This window comes from Enterobacter cloacae complex sp. 402C9, assembly GCF_050030745.1.
GTDB classification, from domain to species: domain Bacteria; phylum Pseudomonadota; class Gammaproteobacteria; order Enterobacterales; family Enterobacteriaceae; genus Enterobacter; species Enterobacter intestinihominis.
Genome location: NZ_JBLGUW010000001.1, coordinates 2,566,049 through 2,588,889 on the forward strand (window position 1 = coordinate 2,566,049; position 22,841 = coordinate 2,588,889).

The window sequence follows — 22,841 nt, forward strand, 5'->3', positions numbered from 1 at the left end:
GTGCTCCAGTTAGTAACGGATTTTCGGATCGATAACGGCATACAGCACATCGACAACGGCATTAAACAGAATGGTCAGCGCGCCCACGAGGATCGTCAGGCTCAGCACCAGCGAATAGTCACGGTTAAGCGCCCCGTTAACAAACAACTGCCCGATGCCCGGCAGGCCATAAATGGTTTCAATCACCATTGAACCCGTAATAATGCCGACGAATGCAGGACCCATATAGGAGAGCACCGGTAACAGTGCAGGCTTGAGAGCGTGACGGAAAATAATCCGGCGCATCGGCAACCCTTTCGCTCGGGCGGTACGGATAAAGTTCGAGTGCAGGACTTCAATCATTGAACCACGCGTAATACGGGCGATACTGGCAATGTAGGCCAGAGATAATGCCACCATCGGCAATATCATGAACTTCAGCGCCCCGCCATTCCAGCCGCCCCCGGGCAGCCATTTAAGGGTTATCGCGAATATCATGACCAGCAACGGCGCGACAACGAAGCTGGGGATAACCACCCCGGTCATTGCGACCCCCATTACGGCGTAATCCCATCGGGTATTTTGTTTTAGTGCGGCGATAACGCCCGCAGTGACACCGAGAACAACGGCCAGGATAAATGCAGCAGCCCCTAATTTAGCCGATACCGGGAAGCTGGACGCCACCAGGTCGTTAACGGAATAGTCTTTATATTTGAATGACGGACCAAAATCACCGTGTGCAAGTTGCTTCAGATAGTTGAAGTACTGCGTGGTGATAGGATCGTTTAAATGGTATTTCGCTTCGATGTTGGCCATAACTTCTGGCGGAAGCGTGCGTTCACCGGTAAAAGGACTGCCCGGCGCAAGACGCATCATAAAGAAGGAAATTGTAATTAGAATAAATAACGTTGGAATCGCTTCAAGACAGCGACGCAGGATAAATTTCAACATTGCCCGTACCTTCTGGCGTGTGCCTGATGAATGTTACAAAATAGACACAGTGGGGCAAGCTCGCTCGCCCCACGTATTGCCATTAATGCTTGATAATATAAAGATTCTTAACGGAAATATTATCCAACGGGTCTTTACCGGTATAACCCCCTACCCATGGTTTCACCAGGCGGGCGTTAACGTAGTAGTAAACCGGAACGATCGCAGAGTCTTTATCGAGCTGTTGTTCTGATTTCGCGTACAGATCGGCGCGCTGGGCGTCATCTGCCACTTTCAGGGTATCGCCAATCAGCTTATCAAACGCCGGGCTCTTATAGTGTGCGGTATTGTTCGAACTGTCGCTGAGCATGGTGTTCAGGAATGAGGTCGGTTCGTTATAGTCCGCACACCATCCTGCTCGTGCCACGTCAAAGGTTCCCTGATGGCGCGTATCGAGGAAGGTTTTCCATTCCTGATTTTCCAGCTTCACGTTCACGCCGAGATTTTTCTTCCAGATTGACGCGACGGCAATAGCCAGTTTTTTATGCAGATCGGAGGTGTTGTACAGCAGACTAAACGTCAGCGGCTTGTCGGCGGTATAGCCCGCTTCAGCCAGCAGCTTTTTCGCTTCTTCGTTACGTTTTTCCTGGGACCATTTGAACCATTCAGGTTCAACAAGCTTCATACCGTCGGTGTAAGGCGGGGTGTAGCTGTAAGCCGGCAGGTCGCCCTGATTCTTCACTTTATTCACGATAATGTCGCGATCCAGAGCCAGCTTCAGTGCGGTACGAACACGTACGTCGGTGAACGGTGCTTTCTGGTTGTTAATTTCATAATAGTAGGTGCACAGATACGGATCGACGTGAACTTCTTTAGGGATCTCTTTTTTCAGCTTCTGGAACAGTTCAATCGGCATGTTGTTATAGGTCATGTCGATTTCGCCGCTGCGGTAGCGGTTTACGTCCGTTACCTCAGAAGAGATTGGCAGGTAGGTGACCTGATTGATAACCGTCTTGGCATTATCCCAATACTGCGGGTTGCGCTCCAGCACCATACGCTCGTTAACGACCCAGTCCTTCAGCTTATATGCACCGTTGGTCACGATATTCGCAGGCTGCGTCCATTTTTCACCAAATTTTTCTACCGCGGATTTTGGTACCGGAGAAACGGACGGGTGAACCAGCAACTTATAGAAGTACGGAACAGGTTCGCTCAACGTCACTTCAAAAGTGTTGGCATCGATGGCTTTTACGCCCAGGTCGGTTACTGGCTTTTTACCCGTGATGATGTCATCAATATTGGCGATATGGCCATACTGGAGGTAACTCGCGTACGGGGAGGCGGTATTCGGATCCGCCAGACGCTGCCAGCTATAGACGAAATCTTCGGCGGTAACCGGCGTACCGTCAGACCATTTGGCATCTTTACGCAGATGGAAGGTCCAGACTTTAAAATCTTTGTTGTCCCATTTTTCCGCCACGCCCGGAGCCGGGTGGCCGTCTACGTCAGTCACCAGCAGACCTTCAAACAGATCGCGGTTAACGTTAGACTCTGGAACACCTTCAATTTTGTGCGGATCAAGAGACTGCACTTCCGCACCGTTATTACGTACCAGCGTTTGCTTCTCAGCCAGCTGAACACCAGCAGGAACGTCCGCAGCCATTGCAGCGTTGCCCGCGATTAGCGCAGTTAAAATCCCCGCCGCTACCAGACTTTTTTTTGTGATGATGGACATTGTGTTGATACTCCACTCATTATTATGACTGGCCTTCGCCAGTTGTGTAATCCCCTGTTGGGGCCTGTACAGCGCAGGAGTTTTTTTGCTGCTGTCAGGTTCTTTTTTTACTTCTTGCTATCATCGACTTCATTATTACTGACCGCTCGTACGGCGATCTTGCGTCGATTCTTTACACCTCTCCCCTGTCAGTGAGGTGTGCTGGAAAGCTTAAGTGAGGTCTATATGAAAATAGTTCTCATCAACTTGTTTAATGCCGCAAAATATAAGGTCGGAAAGTACCAAATGGTGCCAACTCTCGCCAATATATTTTGCAAATTTGTTAAGCATTTCTCTTTTACGGAGTCAGGCGTAGCTATGCCGCCGACCACCTTTCACGCCAAAAACAAGTAAAACCCTTACAATACATTCAGTTGTAGAGTTCTCTCGTGACTGGTGCGATGACATGACAAATTCGGACGATTTTTCACGAAAATTTAACATCTGGTTATTATTTAGCACATTCGTCTGGGTCAGCGTCGAAATTACTAATATCATTTCGGTTATCTGTCAGCAAGCCCCAGAGTATCATGTGAGTAAAATAACAGAGCGTTTGAAGGATTTATGGGCAGAGAAGCAAACTGAAAATAAACAACCTCTTGAAAATCAACAAAAGAGGGTTATTAGTAGAACTTATTATGGCTGGTGCGTATTTCAACTTTATTTATATGATTTGCTGATATTCACGTAAAAAAACGGAGCCGCTGGCTCCGCTCTTTCAAACGAAAGTCAGTGTACTAATCCGGGGAATATACTTTTTATACCGGTAACGATAAATTCGATGCCTAACGCCATTAACAACAGACCCATGATACGGGTAATCACGTTGATGCCCGTTTGTCCCAGCAAACGAACCAGCCATGGCGCCATACGAAATACGCCCCAGCAGCAAAGTGCGAACAGGGCAATGGCGACAGAGAAGCCAATCAGGTGCATCAGGCTGTGATAGCGTGTTCCCCATACAATGGTAGAGCTGATTGCCCCCGGGCCCGCCATCAGCGGCAGTGCCAGTGGCACCACGCCGATGCTCTCGCGGATAGCTGTCTCTGATTTTTCCTGCTTATTCTGTTTATCCTCCCCCAGCTTGCCGCTGATCATCGACATTGCAATCGTCACCACCAGGATCCCGCCTGCTATTCGGAACGAATCAATCGAGATGCCGAAGACCTGAAGAATGGCGTCCCCCAGATAAAGAGACGTAAGCAAGATAATCGCCACCGACAGGTTTGCCGTCAGGTTGGTTTTATTTCGCGCGGCGGCTGTCTGATAACTGGTCATACTGATGAAGACAGGGATAATCCCTACCGGGTTGACCAGGGCAAACAAGCCAATAAAAAACTTGAAATATGTAGGGAAATCAAAGAGCGTTTGAATCACATTAAGCTCCGCAATTGAGCATGGTCAGGGAGAGACAGCGTGTAATGATAAATCCGCGCTGAAGATACGCTTTTTAGCCGCACACTTCACCAGAAATCTGTTCTAAAACGTTATCAATTCATGATGTTAAACATTTGTATAATCAATGATAGCGCCACTTCCAATAGTTACTTAATTATTTAACACTGGAATAATTAGCACAAAATAACCCTGCTGAAAGGTATCAGCTTAGGACAAAATTGATCTTGATCATAATTTTCGTACTCAGAAGTGAGTAATCTTGGTTACGCCGCCAGGGAGATCACCTATCAAAAAGGTATGATGCTAAGGTAAGGCTCTTTTAGTAAATTAGTGAGCGGAAGCAGTGAGTAATCCTTTGTTTTACTGTGTGTTACGCAAGTGGGATCGGCTCTGACTATACTGTCAGACGTATCGAGCGCTGGTTTACTAAAAGAGTTTAAACATTATCAGGAGAGCATTATGGCTGTTACCAATATCGCTGAACTGAACGCCCTCGTCGAGCGCGTGAAAAAAGCCCAGCGTGAATATGCCAATTTCACCCAAGAACAGGTTGATAAAATCTTCCGCGCGGCCGCTCTGGCTGCTGCAGATGCTCGAATCCCTCTCGCTAAAATGGCCGTTGCCGAATCCGGTATGGGTATCGTTGAAGATAAAGTGATCAAAAACCACTTTGCTTCAGAGTATATCTACAACGCCTATAAAGATGAGAAAACCTGCGGTGTGCTGTCAGAAGACGACACTTTTGGCACCATCACTATCGCTGAACCCATCGGCATTATTTGCGGTATCGTTCCAACCACTAACCCAACCTCTACCGCCATCTTCAAATCTCTTATCAGTCTGAAAACACGTAATGCAATCATTTTCTCCCCGCATCCACGTGCGAAAGACGCCACCAACAAAGCAGCGGATATCGTGCTTCAGGCTGCCATTGCTGCGGGTGCGCCAAAAGATCTGATCGGTTGGATCGACCAACCTTCTGTTGAACTGTCCAATGCCCTGATGCATCACCCGGACATTAACCTAATCCTGGCGACCGGCGGTCCTGGTATGGTTAAAGCAGCATACAGCTCCGGTAAACCAGCCATCGGCGTAGGCGCAGGTAATACTCCTGTTGTGATCGACGAAACGGCAGATATCAAGCGTGCAGTTGCCTCTGTGCTGATGTCGAAAACCTTCGATAACGGCGTTATCTGTGCATCTGAACAGTCTGTTGTCGTGGTTGATTCGGTATACGACGCCGTTCGTGAACGTTTCGCCAGCCACGGCGGCTACCTGTTGCAAGGTAAAGAACTGAAAGCCGTTCAGGACGTGATTCTGAAAAATGGTGCACTGAACGCAGCTATCGTAGGTCAGCCGGCGTATAAAATCGCTGAACTCGCCGGCTTTAGCGTCCCTGCTACCACCAAGATTCTGATTGGTGAAGTGAAAGTCGTTGATGAAAGTGAGCCGTTTGCTCACGAAAAACTATCCCCGACACTGGCAATGTACCGTGCGAAAGATTTCGATGACGCGGTAGAAAAAGCAGAGAAGCTGGTGGCGATGGGCGGTATCGGCCACACCTCTTGCCTGTACACCGACCAGGATAACCAGCCAGAGCGTGTTGCTTACTTCGGTCAGAAGATGAAGACGGCACGTATCCTGATCAACACCCCTGCTTCTCAGGGTGGTATCGGTGACCTGTATAACTTCAAACTCGCACCTTCCCTGACTCTGGGTTGTGGTTCCTGGGGTGGTAACTCCATCTCTGAAAACGTTGGTCCAAAACACCTGATCAACAAGAAAACCGTTGCTAAGCGAGCTGAAAACATGTTGTGGCACAAACTTCCGAAATCTATCTACTTCCGCCGCGGCTCTCTGCCAATCGCGCTGGACGAAGTGATTACTGATGGCCACAAACGTGCGCTCATCGTGACTGACCGTTTCCTGTTCAACAATGGCTATGCAGACCAGATCACCTCTGTTCTGAAAGCGTCTGGCGTCGAAACTGAAGTCTTCTTTGAAGTTGAAGCTGACCCAACCCTGAGCGTTGTACGTAAAGGCGCTGAACTGGCTAACTCCTTCAAACCTGATGTGATCATCGCACTGGGTGGCGGTTCCCCAATGGACGCCGCGAAAATTATGTGGGTCATGTACGAGCATCCGGAAACCCACTTCGAAGAACTGGCGCTGCGCTTTATGGATATCCGTAAACGTATCTACAAGTTCCCGAAAATGGGCGTGAAAGCGAAAATGATCGCCGTCACCACCACTTCCGGTACCGGTTCAGAAGTGACGCCATTTGCTGTTGTGACTGATGACGCAACGGGTCAGAAATATCCGCTGGCTGACTACGCACTGACTCCAGATATGGCTATCGTTGACGCCAACCTGGTCATGGAAATGCCGAAATCACTGTGTGCGTTCGGTGGTCTGGATGCGGTAACTCACGCCCTGGAAGCTTACGTTTCCGTACTGGCTTCTGAGTTCTCTGACGGTCAGGCTTTACAGGCACTGAAACTGCTGAAAGAAAACCTGCCAGCTTCTTACAACGAAGGTTCGAAAAACCCTGTAGCTCGTGAACGTGTACACAGTGCGGCAACCATCGCGGGCATTGCATTTGCTAACGCCTTCCTGGGTGTCTGTCACTCCATGGCGCACAAGCTGGGTTCACAGTTCCACATTCCTCACGGTCTGGCGAACGCCCTGTTGATCAGCAACGTTATCCGCTATAACGCCAACGACAACCCAACCAAGCAGACTGCATTCAGCCAGTACGACCGTCCGCAAGCTCGTCGTCGCTACGCTGAAATCGCAGACCACCTGGGTCTGAGCGCACCGGGCGACCGTACTGCAGCGAAGATCGAGAAACTGCTGGCATGGCTGGAAAGCCTGAAGGCTGAACTGGGTATTCCTAAATCTATCCGCGAAGCAGGCGTTCAGGAAGCTGACTTCCTCGCTCACGTAGATAAGCTGTCTGAAGATGCATTCGATGACCAGTGTACTGGTGCTAACCCGCGCTACCCACTGATTTCCGAACTGAAACAGATCCTGCTGGATACCTATTACGGTCGTAACTTCACTGAAAGCGATGTCGCTGCCGTAAAAGTTGACATCCCCGCAGTTGTAAAGGCTGACAAGAAAGCGAAGAAAAATGCTTGATTGACAGTGTGAAAAAAAACCCGCCGCTGGCGGGTTTTTTTATATCTGAGGATCCGTAAGACATTTTTTTTATTTGCGATTGTCGCCCTGTAACGCCGTCAGCGAGCCTACAGCCAGCGCCTCTTTATAATGCTTGCGGCAGACCGAGACATAACGTTCATTGCCCCCTATCACCACCTGCTCGCCATCAGCATAAGGCTTGCCCGACTGGTCCAGGCGAAGAACCATACTTGCCTTGCGGCCACAAAAGCAGATAGTTTTCAGCTCAACCAGCTTATCCGACCAGGCGAGCAGATACTGGCTACCGGCAAATAACTCACCGCGAAAGTCAGTGCGTAATCCATAGCAAAGAACGGGAATATCCAGCTCATCAACGACCTCTGAAAGCGCATGGACCTGCTCGCGGGTCAGGAACTGGCTTTCATCTACCAGCACGCAATGGACAGGCTTAGAGGCATGCTGGGCACGAATGTCCTCAAGCAGGTCCGTTTCAGGGTTAAACAGCCTTGCAGGCGACGAGAGCCCTATTCTTGAGCTTACCTTCCCTGCCCCAAAGCGATCGTCGATTTCGGCGGTATAAACAACGGTACGCATCCCCCGCTCCTGATAATTGTATGAGGATTGCAGTAACGCCGTCGATTTCCCTGCATTCATTGCCGAATAGTAGAAATAAAGTTGTGCCATTGGCCGAAGAACCCTAATCAATGTGTAATATTCCCGATGGATCATTGTACCATATTTTGTATTGTCATCAGCGGCGGGCTGCGTGCTCCAGGCTGTTCTGCACCAATAAACTCTTCGTTGATAGCGCAAAATAATGCGTTAAAACAGACAGTAAAGGCTTTTAGCACGGACAATAAGGCGAGCTCGACACCGGAGATAACACTTCTTTTTATAGTGGCTTCTGCAATCTTTAAAATTCACTATTTATTAACTATTCTTCTGTTCGCTGCGCTTAGCCGGAGTAATACGAAAGGCTGATATTTATCAACCGCAACTATAATTCCTGAGGTAAAAGTCACAAAACAAACATGCAAATGACGCGCTTTTGCCGTTTGAAACGATATCTCATCGCCCCAGCAAACAATGAAATTTAAGTTAGCGTAATTAATAATAGCGTCATTAATTTTGTATTTTTTGAATTCCTTACATTCCAACCTATTGCACAAGTGAAATTAACGCTCTATTATTAGGACAACAAACCCACCCCCATTATAAGTTTGAGATTACTACAATGAGCGAAGCACTTAAAATTCTGAACAACATCCGTACTCTTCGTGCGCAGGCAAGAGAATGTACCCTTGAAACGCTTGAAGAGATGCTCGAAAAATTAGAAGTTGTCGTTAACGAACGTCGTGAAGAAGAAAGCGCAGCAGCGGCTGAAATCGAAGAACGTACACGTAAACTGCAACAGTATCGCGAAATGCTGATTGCCGATGGTATCGATCCAAACGAATTGCTGAACAGCATGGCTGCGGCTAAAACCGGTACCAAAGCAAAACGCGCAGCACGTCCTGCTAAATATAGCTACATCGACGAGAACGGCGAAGAGAAAACCTGGACCGGCCAGGGTCGTACTCCTGCTGTAATCAAGAAAGCTATGGACGAACAAGGTAAACAACTGGATGACTTCCTGATCAAGGATTAATCTGGAAAGATTCTGAAAAATCCCGCTTAATGCGGGATTTTTTATGCCCATAATATTCCCCAAACATCTCCTTACATTCTGTCATATTGCCTGGCTCACTATTTAACGTCCTTGACAATCTCCAGCCAATTACGGATCGACAGGCATAAAAAAACCGGTGGGCATCGCCACACCGGTCTTGTTCACTGGTCCGTGAGTTTATTACTTAATACCCACGCTACCTTTGAGCCAGGCTTTAAATTCTTCACCCAGGCTGTTATGGCGAATGCCATATTCGACGAATGCCTGCATATAACCGAGCTTATTACCGCAGTCATGGCTCTTACCTTTCATATGGTAGGCTTCCACGGTCTCTTTCTCGATCAGCATATCGATAGCATCCGTCAGCTGGATTTCATCGCCCGCACCCGGAGGCGTTTTGGCCAGCAGCGCCCAGATTTCAGCACTCAGTACGTAACGGCCAACGACAGCAAGGTTAGACGGCGCGACGTCCGCTTTAGGTTTTTCAACAACGCCAACCATTGGTACGCTTTCACCAGGTTGCAGGGCAACACCTTTGCAGTCAACCACACCGTAAGCAGTCACATCGTCGACTGGCTCAACCATAATCTGGCTGCTGCCGGTTTCGTCGAAGCGTTTAATCATTTCCGCCAGGTTTTCCTGGGAAAGATCGGACTCATACTCATCAAGGATCACGTCTGGCAGAATAACCGCGACCGGCTCATCACCCACTACCGGATGTGCACACAATACTGCGTGCCCCAGGCCCTTCGCCAGGCCCTGACGAACCTGCATAATGGTAACGTGTGGAGGGCAAATAGACTGCACTTCCTCCAGCAGCTGGCGCTTTACGCGTTTTTCCAGCATTGCTTCGAGTTCGAAACTGGTATCGAAATGGTTTTCGATAGAGTTTTTAGATGAATGCGTCACCAGTACAATTTCGGTGATACCTGCCGCAATACACTCATTCACGACATACTGGATTAATGGCTTATCAACCAGAGGCAGCATCTCTTTTGGGATTGCCTTCGTCGCTGGCAACATCCTGGTACCCAATCCCGCCACCGGGATAACGGCCTTTCTGACTTTCGAATTTAGGGCAGCCATTGAAATTCTCCTGAACTGTTCAAGTTTTGAACTTTTATGCATTGAATAACGCGTTGAGTATACAGTCTCAGCCACTAATACGGGTCTGAAAAGAACGCGTTGCCGATCAATTAAGACAAATACGCATGAAACTTGCAGCGATAGTAGCACTGCCAGCAAAAACACAGGTAAAGCAATCTGAAAAATAAAACCTGACTGCTTACTCCGTGGACAACATTAAGCGTAACCGCCCACCGGCACCCCAAATTTGGCACTGCCAGGAGGTGCAGCGATGGCTAATTTGATTAAGGTAAGTATTACCCAACGTTCCCAACGGCACACCGTTACTCACCTGTATATGGTGTTCGCCGGTATTCAGCGTGGCATTTAATCCAGCAGAGACCAGAATAAGGTTATTCAACCCGCTGTGATAATAGCCAACCAGAAGCGGGAACTGCCCCGGCAAATTGGCCTGGCGAAAAAGTTGGTTGACCTGTTTTAGTAAACTGCCTAACTCAGGAAGTCGTTGCCCCTGATGGGATAATTGTTCCTGTAGCAATCCATTAAACAGCGCACGGAGTAATAAGGCCGCCAGAACGCCGTTATCACCCGCTCGGGTAACATCCAGGCAATAAAAAGCGAGGTCGGAATCTGATAGCGGCGCAATATCCAGCACCAGTCCAGGCTGGTCAGCCGCTACCAGCTGGCGATAATTTACTCTGCAATGAGAGATATTTTGCTGCACCGGCGGCTGAAGTTCCTGAAGCAGCTTCGCGGCCGCGAGCGGATTACTGACTAAAGCATCCCAGTCCTGGAAAAGACGTTCTTCTTCTTCCACCCGGGAATTAAACATATTGGGATACAGGCAGGCCAACACCGTTTCACGCAGTCTGTTTAAATCTTTAACCGGTTTGAGCAGGATATCCTGCACACCCAAACGCAACGCCTTAGCAATATCCGCCATATTTTCGGTCGCCGAGATCACCAGTATCGGTGTCTGATAACCTTCGTTACGCAGGTTTTCCACCAGCATTAATCCGTCCATGCGCGGCATCTCGAGATCGCAGATCATCAGATCAGGCGCCATGCTGGCCATTTTTTCCAGTGCCTCGACGCCATCTTCGGCAAGGGACGTGGTTGCACCCAGTGAGGATAACCACGAATCCAGTAGCGATCGGAAAACGGGCTCGTCTTCTACTATCAAAATATGTTTTCCGGCCAATGGCTGTGTCATGGTTCCTCCCCTGGCTGACAGTTACTCAATAGTGGCATGCTATTGGTACTATCGCCTGTCAGATTTTGCTGAAGTAATCAAAAAAGTGCTTAACGTGCTGTACGCACAAAAGGCAACAGTTCATCTATTTTCTTTTCGACGGCTAACGAGCCCGCTGCTATGGCGGCCTCAGCCCGGTGGAAATCAAGGGTAGAGATTTGTGGACAATAGGGCTGAATAAGAATATCCGGAGGATCGCCAGCCATACGGTTTCGCTTCAGGCGATTCTCAAGAATTTGAATGGAGGTCGTCATGATTTCAATGGCGTTCGGCGCGGTCACCGTGCGACGGGCAGTCAGGCGCCCTATTCTGCCGCGTAAACGCTCATGCCAGGCAAGTTTCTCTTCTTCCGCATCATCGCTCTGAAGATTAACCGGCATCAAATCCTGCTGCATAAGGTGAGCGTCGTGCTGTAAATCCACTGCAATGACGATATCTGCCCCCATGGCGCGCGTCAGAGAGATGGGGACAGGATTCACCACGCCACCATCAACGAGCCAGTAGCCATTATGAGGCACAGGCGCCATTAACCCAGGCATGCTACAGGATGCGCGAACGGCGAGATGAATATCCCCTTCGGTGAGCCATAACTCCCTGCCCGTACTGAGGTTGGTTGCAACGGCGCCGAAAGGCATTTGGCAGTGGCTGAAGTCAGCGAGGGGCATTATCTTACGAAACTGATTGAATACGCGTTCGCCGCGCAGCAGGCCGCCACGCTGCCAGGAGAGATCCATCAGGCGCAGTACATCCCAGTAACTAAAGGAGCGCACCCAGCTTTCAAGCTGCGGGAGCTTACCGCAGGCGTACGCGGATCCGACCAGCGACCCGATAGAACATCCTGCAACAATATCAACGTCAATCCCCATCTGGTTTAAGGTATTGATAACGCCAATATGTGACCAACCCCGGGCTGCACCTGAGCCCAACGCCAGTCCAATTTTTACCTTTCTCATTAGCCCTGTTTTACTTCCCCTGGATTCCCGACATAGCGTCAACGCACCTGCTCAGTTAACATATTGCTACCTTAAGCGTTTAACGCCTTATTTTTTGTTCCAGGAAGAGAATCGTGTCTCAACTCTGCCCCTGTGGTAGCGCTCTGGAGTATAGCCTATGTTGCCAGCGATATCTTTCTGGCGAGCAGGTTGCACCAGACCCGTCACACCTTATGCGCTCGCGGTATACTGCTTTTGTGATCAAAAACGCAGACTACCTGATTAAAACCTGGCATCCGTCCTGTGATGCTGCCGATTTTCGGCAAGAGATTGAAGCCGGATTTGCCAACACCGTCTGGCTAGGCCTTACCGTCTTTGATGCCGCTCCCGGCCGCGATGCCAACGAGGGCTATGTCAGTTTTGTCGCCCGCTTTAGCGAACAAAACAAACCCGGCGCCATCATTGAACGCTCACGGTTCTTAAAGGACAGCGGGCAATGGTATTATATTGACGGCACACGTCCGCAATTCGGTCGTAACGATCCCTGCCCCTGTGGTTCAGGAAAAAAATTTAAAAAGTGTTGCGGCAGTAATGCCTGACAACTCAGACTTCGCAAATACATAAACAGGATTTCCCGGCGATGCAATCATTACAACGTAAAGTTCTGCGCACTATCTGTCCCGATCAAAAAGGACTGATCGCACGAATTACCAACATTTGCTACAAGCATGAACTGAATATCGTGCAGAACAACGAGTTCGTTGACCACCGTACCGGTCGCTTCTTTATGCGTACCGAGCTGGAAGGTATTTTCAACGACACAACCCTGCTTGCCGATCTGGACAGCGCCCTGCCGGAAGGCTCGGTGCGCGAGCTAAACCCGGCGGGTCGTCGCCGCATTGTCATTCTGGTCACCAAAGAGGCGCACTGCCTGGGCGATCTGCTGATGAAAGCCAACTACGGTGGCCTGGACGTCGAAATTGCCGCCGTCATTGGCAACCACGAGACGCTGCGTACGCTGGTTGAACGTTTCGACATTCCGTTTGAACTGGTCAGCCATGAAGGTCATACCCGCGAAGAGCACGACAACCTGATGGCTGCTGCGATTGAAGCACATAACCCGGACTACGTGGTGCTGGCAAAATACATGCGCGTGCTGACGCCATCCTTCGTGGCGCGCTTCCCGAACAAAATTATCAACATCCACCACTCCTTCCTGCCAGCCTTTATTGGCGCGCGTCCGTACCACCAGGCGTACGAGCGTGGGGTGAAGATCATTGGCGCAACCGCGCACTACGTGAATGATAATCTGGACGAAGGCCCAATCATCATGCAGGACGTGATCCACGTGGATCACACCTACACGGCAGAAGATATGATGCGAGCTGGCCGTGACGTTGAGAAGAACGTACTGAGCCGTGCGCTTTATCAGGTACTTGCTCAGCGCGTCTTTGTGTACGGCAACAGAACGATTATTCTTTAATCCTTCGGAAAATGAATTGATTAGCTTTACGCCTTTACGGATAAAAAGCAGGCAAACAGCTTCATTTTCCTAAAGGAATGCTTTACAGGGGCGTCTCATTTGATATGATGCGCCCCGCTTCCAACAGGAAGCAGGCCAGTTAAAAGCATTACCCCGTGGTGGGGTTCCCGAGCGGCCAAAGGGAGCAGACTGTAAATCTGCCGTCATCGACTTCGAAGGTTCGAATCCTTCCCCCACCACCATCTCCAGCTTTACCTCAAAATATGAATTACCCCTGGTGGGGTTCCCGAGCGGCCAAAGGGAGCAGACTGTAAATCTGCCGTCATCGACTTCGAAGGTTCGAATCCTTCCCCCACCACCATCACTTCCAGATTCTTTAGCACTCTCCAAAAGCACAATGCCCTATGGTTCTCCCATGCGGGGAAAGATGAGAAGCTTCGACCAGGGTTCGATCCGAGCATAGTGAATTCCGTAGGCCGGGTAAGGCGCAGCCGCCACCCGGCATCCGCACGAAACCCTGGTTCCAGGACAAAAAAAACCCCGCAAATGCGGGGTTGTATCAATACAGCGAATCAGCGACGAGCACGCACGATCTGATATTTGCGCGTCAGGTACTCCACCGGCGCACTCCAGATGTGCACCAGGCGAGAGAACGGGAACAGCACAAACAGGGTCATACCCAGCACCAGGTGAACGCGGAAGATGAACGCCACGCCGTCCAGATGCTCAGAGGCACCACCGCGGAAGGTCACGACAGACTGCGCCCATCCCACCAGCTTCATCATCTCGCTGCCGTCCATATGCTGCGCAGAGAATGGAATGGTCAGCAGACCCAGCGCACACTGCACCATCAGCAGGGAGAGGATCAGGATGTCCGCTCCGGTCGTGGTAGCCCGCACGCGTGGGCTGAACAGACGGCGTTTCAGCAGCAGCAGCCCACCCACCAGGGTCATCACGCCGCAGGCGCCACCGGCGAGCATCGCCATCTTCTGCTTCACTTCAATCGGCAGCCACGCTTCGTACATCCAGTGCGGCGTCAGCATCCCCAGGAAATGACCGGCGAAAATACCCAAAATCCCGATGTGGAACAGGTTTGACGCCAGGTTCATCCCTTTACGATCCAGCATCTGGCTGGAGGCAGCACGCCAGGTGTACTGGCCATAGTCATAACGCAGCCAGCTTCCCACCAGGAACACGGTGCCCGCGATATACGGGTAAATGTCAAAGAAGAACATATTCAGGAAGTGCATTAGTGCTGTCCTCCGTTAGAGATATTCAAATATTGCGGAGCCACCGCTCCGGCAAAACGACGCTGATGCGCGGAGATTTCAGATTCGCCACAGCTCTGATCAGCAAAGAATTTCACCTGTTCTTCTTCCCAGACGGCATCCAGTGCTTGTGGGGTGTCGTCACGGGCTTCATCCGCAATTTTTTCCGCCACTTTTTGACTGTCAACCGAGGCGTTAGCCAGTTTCACCAGCAGATCGAACAGGACTGCATAATTGCTCTCACGTTGCTGGAGACGTGCGCCGAGCAACGCCAGAATGGGAGCGATGTCCTGCAACCCGCCCAGCGCTTCCTCTTTCGGCAGCTGCGCCAGATATTCCAGGTACAGAGGCAGGTGATCCGGCAGCTCGCGGCTGTCGAGTTGCAAACCGTGCTGCTCGTACTGGGCCATCAGATCCACCATCGCCTGACCACGGTCGCGGGATTCACCGTGAACGTGTTCGAACAGCAATAGAGACGTGGCACGACCACGGTCAAACAGCTGGCTGTAGTCCGCCTGCGCATCAAGAAGATCGCGCGCCAGCAGGTCGCGGAGGAAAATGCCCAGCGTCTGGGCATCCTCTTTATCCAGGTTTTCAGATGACGCGAGTGCATCAAAGAGTTCCTGTTGATGCTGCACAAGCGCAGCATCAGGGTACTCGAGCAGACGCGAAACAATGACGAGTTCAATCATTGGTGCGGCTCCGTTTTGCTGGTCACATCCATCGCGTCGATGCGGCGGCTGTTGAACAGGTTGAATTTGCTGTCTGACCCGTGGCAACCGTCGCCAAAGGTAAAGCCACACCCACTTTTCTCCGGGAAGGCCTCGCGAGCCAGCTCGCGGTGACTGCTCGGCACCACGAAACGATCTTCGTAGTTAGCGATTGCCAGATAGCGGTACATCTCCTGCGCCTGCGCTTCGGTCAGACCAACCTCCTCCAGCGCGCGGGTATCGTTAACGCCGTCAACGGTTTCGGCACGTTTGAAGTGACGCATCGCCAGCATACGTTTCAGCGCCAGCAGTACCGGCTGGGTATCCCCTGCGGTGAGCAGGTTGGCCAGATACTGAACCGGGATACGCAGGCTTTCCACGTCCGGCAGAATGCCGTTGCTGCCCAGTTCACCCGCGTCCGCCGCAGACTGAATCGGAGACAGCGGCGGCACGTACCAGACCATCGGCAACGTGCGGTATTCCGGGTGCAGCGGCAGCGCCAGCTTCCAGTCCATCGCCATTTTGTACACCGGGGACTGCTGTGCGGCGTCAATCACGCTCTGCGGAATACCGTCTTTCAGCGCCTGCTCGATCACCTTCGGATCGTTCGGATCGAGGAAGACGTCCAGCTGACGCTGATACAGATCTTTCTCGTTCTCGGTGCTTGCGGCATTTTCAATCGCATCCGCGTCGTACAGCAGCACGCCGAGGTAGCGGATACGCCCTACGCAGCTCTCTGAGCAGACGGTCGGCATACCGGCTTCGATACGCGGGTAGCAGAAGATACACTTCTCAGACTTACCGCTCTTCCAGTTAAAGTAGATTTTTTTGTACGGGCAGCCGGTGATGCACATACGCCAGCCGCGGCACTTGTCCTGGTCGATCAGCACAATGCCATCTTCTTCACGCTTGTAGATGGCGCCGCTTGGGCAGGTCGCCACGCACGCCGGGTTAAGGCAGTGTTCGCACAGGCGCGGCAGATACATCATGAAAGTGTTTTCGAACTGGCCGTACATCGCCTTCTGCATGTTCTCGAAGTTCTGGTCTTTGGCGCGTTTTTCGAACTCGCCGCCCAGAATTTCCTCCCAGTTTGGACCGCTGGTAATTTTGTCCATGCGCTTACCGGTGATCAGCGAGCGAGGACGGGCGATCGGCTGGTGTTTGCTTTCCGGCGCGTTGTGCAGGTTCTGATAGTCGTAATCAAACGGCTCGTAGTAATCGTCGATGCCCGGCAGATGCGGGTTAGCAAAGATTTTACCGAGCAGCATCGCACGGTTACCCATGCGCGGTTGCAGTTTGCCGTTGATTTTACGGATCCAGCCGCCCTTCCACTTCTCCTGGTTTTCCCAGTCGGTCGGGAAGCCGGTGCCCGGCTTACTTTCCACGTTGTTGAACCAGGCGTACTCCATACCTTCACGGCTGGTCCAGACGTTTTTACAGGTGACTGAGCAGGTATGACAGCCGATGCATTTATCCAGATTCAGCACCATGCCGACTTGTGAACGAATTTTCATTTTACGCTCTCCTGTACCTGGTCATTACCTTCGCCATCTAACCAGTTAATATTCTTCATCTTACGTACCACCACGAACTCATCGCGGTTTGATCCTACAGTGCCGTAGTAGTTAAAGCCGTAGGCCAGCTGGGCATAGCCGCCGATCATATGCGTCGGTTTCGGCGTAATACGGGTCACAGAGTTGTGAATACCGCCGCGCTGCTCGGTGATCTCTGAACCCGGCAGGTTAACGATACGTTCCTGCGCGTGGTACATCATGGTCATCCCGGCTGGTACACGCTGGCTCACCACCGCACGTGCCGTCAGGGCACCGTTGCTGTTGAACACTTCGATCCAGTCGTTATCTTCGATACCCAGATCTTTGGCGTCCGCTTCGCTCATCCAGACGATCGGCCCCCCGCGTGACAGCGTCAGCATCAGCAGGTTGTCGCTGTAGGTGGAGTGGATACCCCACTTCTGATGCGGCGTCAGGAAGTTCAGCGCCTTCTCAGGGTTACCGTTTGATTTCGCCCCCATCACCGCTTTCACGGAGCGGGTATCGATTGGCGGCCGGTAAACCAGCAGGCTTTCACCGAAGTCACGCATCCACTGGTGATCCTGATACAGAGACTGACGGCCAGAGAGCGTGCGCCATGGGATCAGCTCGTGAACGTTGGTGTATCCGGCGTTATAGGACACATGTTCATCTTCGAGGCCAGACCAGGTCGGGCTGGAGATAATCTTGCGCGGCTGAGCCTGAATATCGCGGAAGCGGATTTTCTCTTCTTCTTTATTCTTCGCCAGATGCGTATGGTCACGGCCGGTAAATTCACTCAGAGCCGCCCACGCTTTCACCGCCACGTGGCCATTGGTTTCCGGTGCCAGGGTCAGGATCATTTCCGCTGCATCAATTGCCGTGTTCAGCATTGGCTGGCCTTTGGCCGGGCCGTCAGCTTTGGTGTAATTGAGCTTGCGCAGCAGGTCCATTTCGCTCTGGGTGTTCCAGGCGATGCCTTTACCGCCGTTACCGATCTTCTCCATCAGCGGACCGATAGAGGTAAAGCGCTCGTACGTTGCCGGGTAATCACGTTCAACCGGAATAATGTGCGGCGCGGTCACACCCGGGATCAGATCGCATTCGCCTTTTTTCCAGTCCTTAACGTCAAGCGGCTGCGCCAGTTCGGCAGCGGAGTCGTGCTGGATTGGCAGCGTCACCACGTCGGTCTCTTTGCCCAAGTGCCCTACACAGACTTCGGAGAATTTCTTCGCGATGTCTTTATAGATTTCCCAGTCGCTTTTTGATTCCCACGCCGGGTCAACGGCCGCAGACAGCGGATGAATAAACGGATGCATATCCGACGTATTCATGTCGTCTTTTTCGTACCAGGTGGCGGTAGGCAGCACGATATCGGAGTACAGGCAGGTACTGGACAGACGGAAGTCGAGGGTCACCACCAGATCCAGCTTGCCGTCCAGACCGTTGTCTTTCCACTCCACCTCTTCCGGCTTCACGCCGCCCTGCTTGCCGAGATCCTTACCCTGAATACCGTTTTCGGTACCGAGCAGGTATTTCAGCATGTACTCATGGCCTTTACCGGACGAACCCAGCAGGTTGGAGCGCCAGATGAACAGGTTACGCGGATGGTTTTTGCCGTTCTCAGGCTGTTCTGCCGCAAAACGGATTGAGCCATCCTTCAGCGATTTCACGGTGTAGTCCACCGGTGACATGCCCGCTTTCTTCGCCGCTTCCGCAATGCGAAGCGGGTTAGTGCCCAACTGCGGTGCAGACGGCAGCCAGCCCATGCGTTCAGCGCGCACGTTGAAGTCAATCAGATGGCCGCTGTAGCGGGATTTATCTGCCATCGGAGACAGCAGCTCCTGCGCGGTCACCGTCTCGTAGCGCCACTGGCTGGAGTGGTTATAGAAGTAGGAGGTGCTGTTCATGTGACGAGCCGGACGCTGCCAGTCAAGGGCAAACGCCAGCGGCTGCCAGCCGGTCTGCGGACGCAGTTTTTCCTGGCCCACGTAGTGCGCCCAGCCGCCGCCGCTCTGCCCGACGCAGCCACAGAAGATCAGCATGTTGATAAGGCCGCGATAGTTCATATCGAGGTGATACCAGTGGTTCAGACCGGCACCGACGATGATCATGGAGCGACCGTGAGTTTTGTCTGCGTTTTCCGCAAATTCGCGGGCGATACGGGTGATTTGGGCGCGTGGCACACCGGTGATCTGCTCCGCCCAGGCTGGTGTATAAGCCTTCACGTCGTCATAGCTGGTCGCGCAGTTTTCATCGTTCAGACCGCGCTCCAGGCCATAGTTCGCCATGGTCAGATCGTAGACCGTAGTGACCAGAGCGGTAGAACCGTCCGCCAGTTGCAGGCGCTTAACCGGCAGTTTGTGCATCAGAACGTTTTGCAGCTCAACCTTGTTGAAGTGCTCGGAACCTTCACCACCAAAGTACGGGAAGCCGACATCGGCGATTTCGTCCTGGCTGCCCAGCATGCTGAGGCGAAGTTCTGTCTCTTCACCCGTGGTGCCGTTACGCTGTTCCAGGTTCCATTTGCCTTTTTCTCCCCAGCGGAAGCCGATAGAACCGTTTGGCGCCACCAGCTCGCCGTTGCTGTTGCAGGCGACCGTTTTCCACTCCGGGTTGTTTTCCTGACCCAGCGCGTCCACAAGATCCGCAGCACGCAGCATACGGCCAGCGGCGTAATAGCCGTCACGCTCTTCAAGCATCACCAGCATTGGCATGTCGGTGTAGCGACGCACGTAATCGGTGAAATACTGGCTTGGCTTGTCGAGGTGGAATTCACGCAACATGACGTGGCCCATCGCCAGCGCCATGGCGGCATCAGTACCCTGTTTCGGTGCCAGCCACAGGTCGCACAGTTTGGCGATTTCGGCGTAGTCCGGGGTCACGGCAACGGTTTTGGTCCCTTTGTAACGTACTTCGGTAAAGAAGTGCGCATCAGGGGTACGGGTCTGCGGAACGTTAGAGCCCCAGGCGATGATATAGCTGGAGTTGTACCAGTCAGCGGACTCCGGCACGTCGGTCTGTTCGCCCCAGGTCTGCGGCGACGCTGGCGGCAGGTCGCAGTACCAGTCGTAGAAGCTCAGGCAGGTACCGCCGATAAGTGAAAGGTAGCGCGCGCCGGAGGCGTAAGAGACCATCGACATCGCCGGGATTGGCGAGAAGCCTGCCACGCGGTCAGGACCGTAAGTTTTCACGGTATAGACGTTGGAGGCCGCAATCAGCTCGTTCACCTCTTTCCAGGAAGAACGAACGAAACCACCGCGACCACGCGCCTGTTTGAAGCTTTTCGCTTTGTCGGCGTCCTCGATGATGGAGGCCCAGGCATCAACCGGATCGCTGTGCTGCACTTTCGCTTCACGCCACATTTTCATCAGGCGTTTACGCATCAGCGGGTATTTCAGACGGTTGGCGCTGTAGAGATACCAGGAGTAGCTGGCCCCACGCGGGCAGCCGCGCGGTTCATGGTTCGGCATATCCGGACGGGTACGCGGATAGTCGGTCTGCTGCATTTCCCAGGTCACCAGACCGTTTTTAACGAAAATCTTCCAGCTACATGAGCCAGTGCAGTTTACACCGTGGGTAGAACGGACAACTTTGTCATGCTGCCAGCGTTGACGGTAACCGTCTTCCCAGTCCCGGTTGGTATCCAGAACCTGGCCGTGCCCATCGGCAAAAGTTTCACCCTTCTGTTTGAAGTAGCGAAACCGGTCCAAAAATTTGCTCATCGGGTATCTCCTGTGTGGAGCCTGTGGCTCTCTAAATCGACATTGCTGATTTGCAGCGAAGGTAACGCTATGAAAGATGGTGAGAATTGATAACGATCAAGACGGAGGGGGGTCTCTGAGGGGGGGATTAGATCAAATACCACCAAAGCGGTAGCTGTTAATATTTTTTAAATTAATGATTTATATGGATATATTTTATTTATCGTACAATAAGCGGAGCAAAATTTAACATCTTAGGTATTAAGGGGTAGAGACACCTGTAAAGCGATGGCGATCACAGCGTTACCTGCGTGCGACTACGGGAAACGCTATTAGTATGTTGTAACTATTAAGCGATTAAAAAAAGCGCGGCACTCAGGCCGCGCAAACGGATAATCAAGCTTACTTGTTTTTCTTGGTATTACGGCCATATACCAGCCAGGTGATGACCACACAGGCGATATAGAAGACGAGGAATACCTTCATCGCACCCGCCGGAGAGCCGGTCAGATCCAGTGAGATACCGAACGCTTTTGGAATAAAGAAGCCGCCAATCGCGCCAATCGCAGAGATAAACCCAAGCGCCGCAGCGGTATCGGTGGCGGCTTCACGCATCGCCTGCTCGTCGCTCCCGCCCTGCGCTTTCACGCGGTCCATGGTCAGCTTGCGGAAGATGACAGAGATCATCTGGAAAGTAGACGCACTGCCCAGCCCGGCGGTCAGGAACAGCACCATGAAGACGCCGAAGAAGGCAAAGAAGTTACCTCCCTCACCACCCGCAGGCAGCGTCAGGAAAAGCAGCGCACAGAAGATGGCCATCAATACAAAGTTCACCAGCGTAACGCGCGTTCCGCCCAGACGGTCGGAGATCATCCCGCCCAGCGAACGTGCCAGCGCGCCAATAAACGGACCGAAGAAGGCAAACTGAAGGATCTGTACGTCCGGGAACTGGGTTTTCGACAGCATGGCAAAGCCTGCGGAGAAACCGATGAACGAGCCGAAGGTCGCCAGATACAGCAGTGCCATTACCCACAGGTGGCCACGTTTCAGAACCGGCAGCTGCTCGCTCAGGGACGCTTTGGACGCGGACAGGTCGTTCATGAAGAACCATGCCGCCAGGGTAAAGACCACCAGGAACGGTACCCAAATCCAGGAGGCATTTTGCAGGAACAGCACTGAACCGTCGGGCTGCGTCACACCGCCGCCGCCAAACGCCGCAAAGATGGAGACCGAGATCGCCAGCGGAGCAATCAGCTGCATCACGCTCACGCCCATGTTACCCAGACCGCCGTTAATGCCCAGCGCACCACCCTGCTTCGCTTTCGGGAAGAAGAAGCTGATGTTTGCCATACTGGACGCAAAGTTCGCCCCCGCAAAACCGCACAGCAGAGAGATAATCACGAACACGCTAAACGGTGTAGAGGTATCCTGCACCGCAAAACCGAGCCACACGCACGGCACGATCATGATCCCGGTACTGAAAGCCGTCCAGCGACGACCACCAAAGACCGGCACCATAAACGCGTAAGGAACGCGCAGCAGTGCGCCTGAAAGCGACGGCAACGCAGTCAACATAAACAGCTGATCGGTGGTAAAGGTAAAGCCCACTTTTGGCAGGTTAACCGCAACCGCACTGAACAACATCCAGACGCAAAACGCCAGTAACAGACATGGCACGGAAATCCACAGATTACGACTTGCTATACGGTGGCCGCGCTGTTGCCAGTACGCCGGATCCTCTGGACGCCAGTCTGTAATAACGGCACCAGTTTCCCTTTCGGGAGCGGAAGAGTGACTCATAGACACCTCTGATTCTCGAATGATGCTGCAAACATTAGGGCTTTAGGGCGGCGGTAAGTTGATATAAATCAAAGGAAAAGTGGGAGGTTTTGCGGCGAAAAAAAAGCCATCACTCTTAATGAGTAGATGCAAAACGTAAAAAAGGTGTGGTTTTTCACGGTGCTGACGCATCCCTGCTTCGTCCAC

General features: G+C 52.1%; 16 protein-coding genes and 2 tRNA genes. 6 read left to right on the forward strand and 12 right to left on the reverse strand.

Features of this window, described 5'->3' with window-relative positions; all coding sequences use genetic code 11:
* Nucleotides 1-9 precede the first annotated feature (9 nt).
* The 3 genes from oppB to ACQG1K_RS12305 all read right to left on the reverse strand — a co-directional run bounded on the left by oppB (nt 10) and on the right by ACQG1K_RS12305 (nt 4,060).
* Nucleotides 10-930 carry an oligopeptide ABC transporter permease OppB gene (gene oppB / locus ACQG1K_RS12295; protein ID WP_003856738.1) on the reverse strand — a complete coding sequence of 307 codons (921 nt, stop codon included), beginning with the start codon at nt 928-930 and terminating at the stop codon, nt 10-12.
* Between the two features lie 82 nt (nt 931-1,012).
* Entirely contained in the window at nt 1,013-2,644 is a 1,632-nt protein-coding gene (gene oppA / locus ACQG1K_RS12300) for an oligopeptide ABC transporter substrate-binding protein OppA (RefSeq protein ID WP_023300277.1), read from the reverse strand.
* A 768-nt stretch (nt 2,645-3,412) separates the two neighbouring features.
* On the reverse strand, nt 3,413-4,060 hold the full coding sequence (locus ACQG1K_RS12305) for a YchE family NAAT transporter (protein ID WP_017384236.1): 648 nt from the start codon (nt 4,058-4,060) through the stop codon (nt 3,413-3,415).
* A 480-nt stretch (nt 4,061-4,540) separates the two neighbouring features.
* Here ACQG1K_RS12305 and adhE point away from each other — a divergent pair, with 480 nt between their 5' ends.
* On the forward strand, nt 4,541-7,222 hold the full coding sequence (adhE, locus tag ACQG1K_RS12310) for a bifunctional acetaldehyde-CoA/alcohol dehydrogenase (protein ID WP_032624107.1): 2,682 nt from the start codon (nt 4,541-4,543) through the stop codon (nt 7,220-7,222).
* Nucleotides 7,223-7,291: 69 nt separating this feature from the next.
* On the opposite strand, the gene tdk is transcribed toward adhE, so the two are convergent.
* Nucleotides 7,292-7,906, reverse strand: a complete 615-nt coding sequence (gene tdk, locus ACQG1K_RS12315; protein WP_032622434.1) for a thymidine kinase — start codon at nt 7,904-7,906, stop codon at nt 7,292-7,294.
* A gap of 550 nt (nt 7,907-8,456) precedes the next feature.
* On the opposite strand from tdk, the gene hns reads away from it, so the two are divergent.
* Nucleotides 8,457-8,870, forward strand: a complete 414-nt coding sequence (gene hns / locus ACQG1K_RS12320) for a histone-like nucleoid-structuring protein H-NS (protein ID WP_003856724.1) — start codon at nt 8,457-8,459, stop codon at nt 8,868-8,870.
* Nucleotides 8,871-9,071: 201 nt separating this feature from the next.
* Here the strand turns inward: hns and galU are convergent, their stop codons facing one another.
* From galU to rssA, 3 genes are all read right to left on the reverse strand, one after another.
* On the reverse strand, nt 9,072-9,977 hold the full coding sequence (gene galU / locus ACQG1K_RS12325) for a UTP--glucose-1-phosphate uridylyltransferase GalU (protein ID WP_022648355.1): 906 nt from the start codon (nt 9,975-9,977) through the stop codon (nt 9,072-9,074).
* Between the two features lie 199 nt (nt 9,978-10,176).
* The gene (gene rssB, locus ACQG1K_RS12330; RefSeq protein WP_003856721.1) at nt 10,177-11,190 is read right to left on the reverse strand and encodes a two-component system response regulator RssB; all 1,014 of its coding nucleotides are present in this window, start codon (nt 11,188-11,190) and stop codon (nt 10,177-10,179) included.
* Between the two features lie 89 nt (nt 11,191-11,279).
* Nucleotides 11,280-12,182, reverse strand: coding sequence for a patatin-like phospholipase RssA (gene rssA / locus ACQG1K_RS12335; RefSeq protein WP_228338640.1), 903 nt, complete (start codon nt 12,180-12,182; stop codon nt 11,280-11,282).
* A 113-nt stretch (nt 12,183-12,295) separates the two neighbouring features.
* Here rssA and ACQG1K_RS12340 point away from each other — a divergent pair, with 113 nt between their 5' ends.
* The 4 genes from ACQG1K_RS12340 to ACQG1K_RS12355 all read left to right on the forward strand — a co-directional run bounded on the left by ACQG1K_RS12340 (nt 12,296) and on the right by ACQG1K_RS12355 (nt 14,005).
* The gene (locus tag ACQG1K_RS12340) at nt 12,296-12,760 is read left to right on the forward strand and encodes a YchJ family protein (RefSeq protein ID WP_022648358.1); all 465 of its coding nucleotides are present in this window, start codon (nt 12,296-12,298) and stop codon (nt 12,758-12,760) included.
* 41 nt (nt 12,761-12,801) lie between these two features.
* Nucleotides 12,802-13,644: a formyltetrahydrofolate deformylase gene (purU, locus tag ACQG1K_RS12345; RefSeq protein ID WP_003856715.1), complete on the forward strand. Its 843-nt coding sequence runs from the start codon at nt 12,802-12,804 to the stop codon at nt 13,642-13,644.
* 157 nt (nt 13,645-13,801) lie between these two features.
* Nucleotides 13,802-13,886, forward strand: a tRNA-Tyr gene (locus tag ACQG1K_RS12350).
* A 34-nt stretch (nt 13,887-13,920) separates the two neighbouring features.
* A tRNA-Tyr gene (locus ACQG1K_RS12355) sits at nt 13,921-14,005 on the forward strand.
* A gap of 211 nt (nt 14,006-14,216) precedes the next feature.
* Here the strand turns inward: ACQG1K_RS12355 and narI are convergent.
* The 5 genes from narI to ACQG1K_RS12380 all read right to left on the reverse strand — a co-directional run bounded on the left by narI (nt 14,217) and on the right by ACQG1K_RS12380 (nt 22,655).
* Complete coding sequence (gene narI / locus ACQG1K_RS12360; protein ID WP_022648359.1) at nt 14,217-14,894, reverse strand: respiratory nitrate reductase subunit gamma; 678 nt, start codon at nt 14,892-14,894, stop codon at nt 14,217-14,219.
* Nucleotides 14,894-15,604, reverse strand: coding sequence for a nitrate reductase molybdenum cofactor assembly chaperone (gene narJ / locus ACQG1K_RS12365; RefSeq protein ID WP_022648360.1), 711 nt, complete (start codon nt 15,602-15,604; stop codon nt 14,894-14,896). Before narJ ends, narI begins: the two co-directional genes overlap by 1 nt.
* Entirely contained in the window at nt 15,601-17,136 is a 1,536-nt protein-coding gene (gene narH, locus ACQG1K_RS12370) for a nitrate reductase subunit beta (protein ID WP_032624103.1), read from the reverse strand. Before narH ends, narJ begins: the two co-directional genes overlap by 4 nt.
* Nucleotides 17,133-20,876, reverse strand: a complete 3,744-nt coding sequence (locus ACQG1K_RS12375) for a nitrate reductase subunit alpha (RefSeq protein ID WP_023300281.1) — start codon at nt 20,874-20,876, stop codon at nt 17,133-17,135. Before ACQG1K_RS12375 ends, narH begins: the two co-directional genes overlap by 4 nt.
* Before the next feature lie 381 nt (nt 20,877-21,257).
* A complete protein-coding gene (locus tag ACQG1K_RS12380) occupies nt 21,258-22,655 on the reverse strand; it encodes a NarK family nitrate/nitrite MFS transporter (RefSeq protein ID WP_367074386.1) in 1,398 nt (465 codons plus the stop codon).
* Between the last annotated feature and the right edge of the window lie 186 nt (nt 22,656-22,841).

What these genes read in the sequence shown, in the direction of transcription:
- ACQG1K_RS12380 (WP_367074386.1), bottom strand. Translation starts at nt 22,655, where the DNA reads ATGAGTCACTCTTCCGCTCCCGAAAGGGAAACTGGTGCCGTTATTACA.
- narI (WP_022648359.1), bottom strand. Translation starts at nt 14,894, where the DNA reads ATGCACTTCCTGAATATGTTCTTCTTTGACATTTACCCGTATATCGCG.
- rssB (WP_003856721.1), bottom strand. Translation starts at nt 11,190, where the DNA reads ATGACACAGCCATTGGCCGGAAAACATATTTTGATAGTAGAAGACGAG.
- tdk (WP_032622434.1), bottom strand. Translation starts at nt 7,906, where the DNA reads ATGGCACAACTTTATTTCTACTATTCGGCAATGAATGCAGGGAAATCG.
- oppA (WP_023300277.1), bottom strand. Translation starts at nt 2,644, where the DNA reads ATGTCCATCATCACAAAAAAAAGTCTGGTAGCGGCGGGGATTTTAACT.
- narH (WP_032624103.1), bottom strand. Translation starts at nt 17,136, where the DNA reads ATGAAAATTCGTTCACAAGTCGGCATGGTGCTGAATCTGGATAAATGC.
- ACQG1K_RS12375 (WP_023300281.1), bottom strand. Translation starts at nt 20,876, where the DNA reads ATGAGCAAATTTTTGGACCGGTTTCGCTACTTCAAACAGAAGGGTGAA.
- purU (WP_003856715.1), top strand. Translation starts at nt 12,802, where the DNA reads ATGCAATCATTACAACGTAAAGTTCTGCGCACTATCTGTCCCGATCAA.
- hns (WP_003856724.1), top strand. Translation starts at nt 8,457, where the DNA reads ATGAGCGAAGCACTTAAAATTCTGAACAACATCCGTACTCTTCGTGCG.
- narJ (WP_022648360.1), bottom strand. Translation starts at nt 15,604, where the DNA reads ATGATTGAACTCGTCATTGTTTCGCGTCTGCTCGAGTACCCTGATGCT.
- oppB (WP_003856738.1), bottom strand. Translation starts at nt 930, where the DNA reads ATGTTGAAATTTATCCTGCGTCGCTGTCTTGAAGCGATTCCAACGTTA.
- rssA (WP_228338640.1), bottom strand. Translation starts at nt 12,182, where the DNA reads ATGAGAAAGGTAAAAATTGGACTGGCGTTGGGCTCAGGTGCAGCCCGG.
- adhE (WP_032624107.1), top strand. Translation starts at nt 4,541, where the DNA reads ATGGCTGTTACCAATATCGCTGAACTGAACGCCCTCGTCGAGCGCGTG.
- galU (WP_022648355.1), bottom strand. Translation starts at nt 9,977, where the DNA reads ATGGCTGCCCTAAATTCGAAAGTCAGAAAGGCCGTTATCCCGGTGGCG.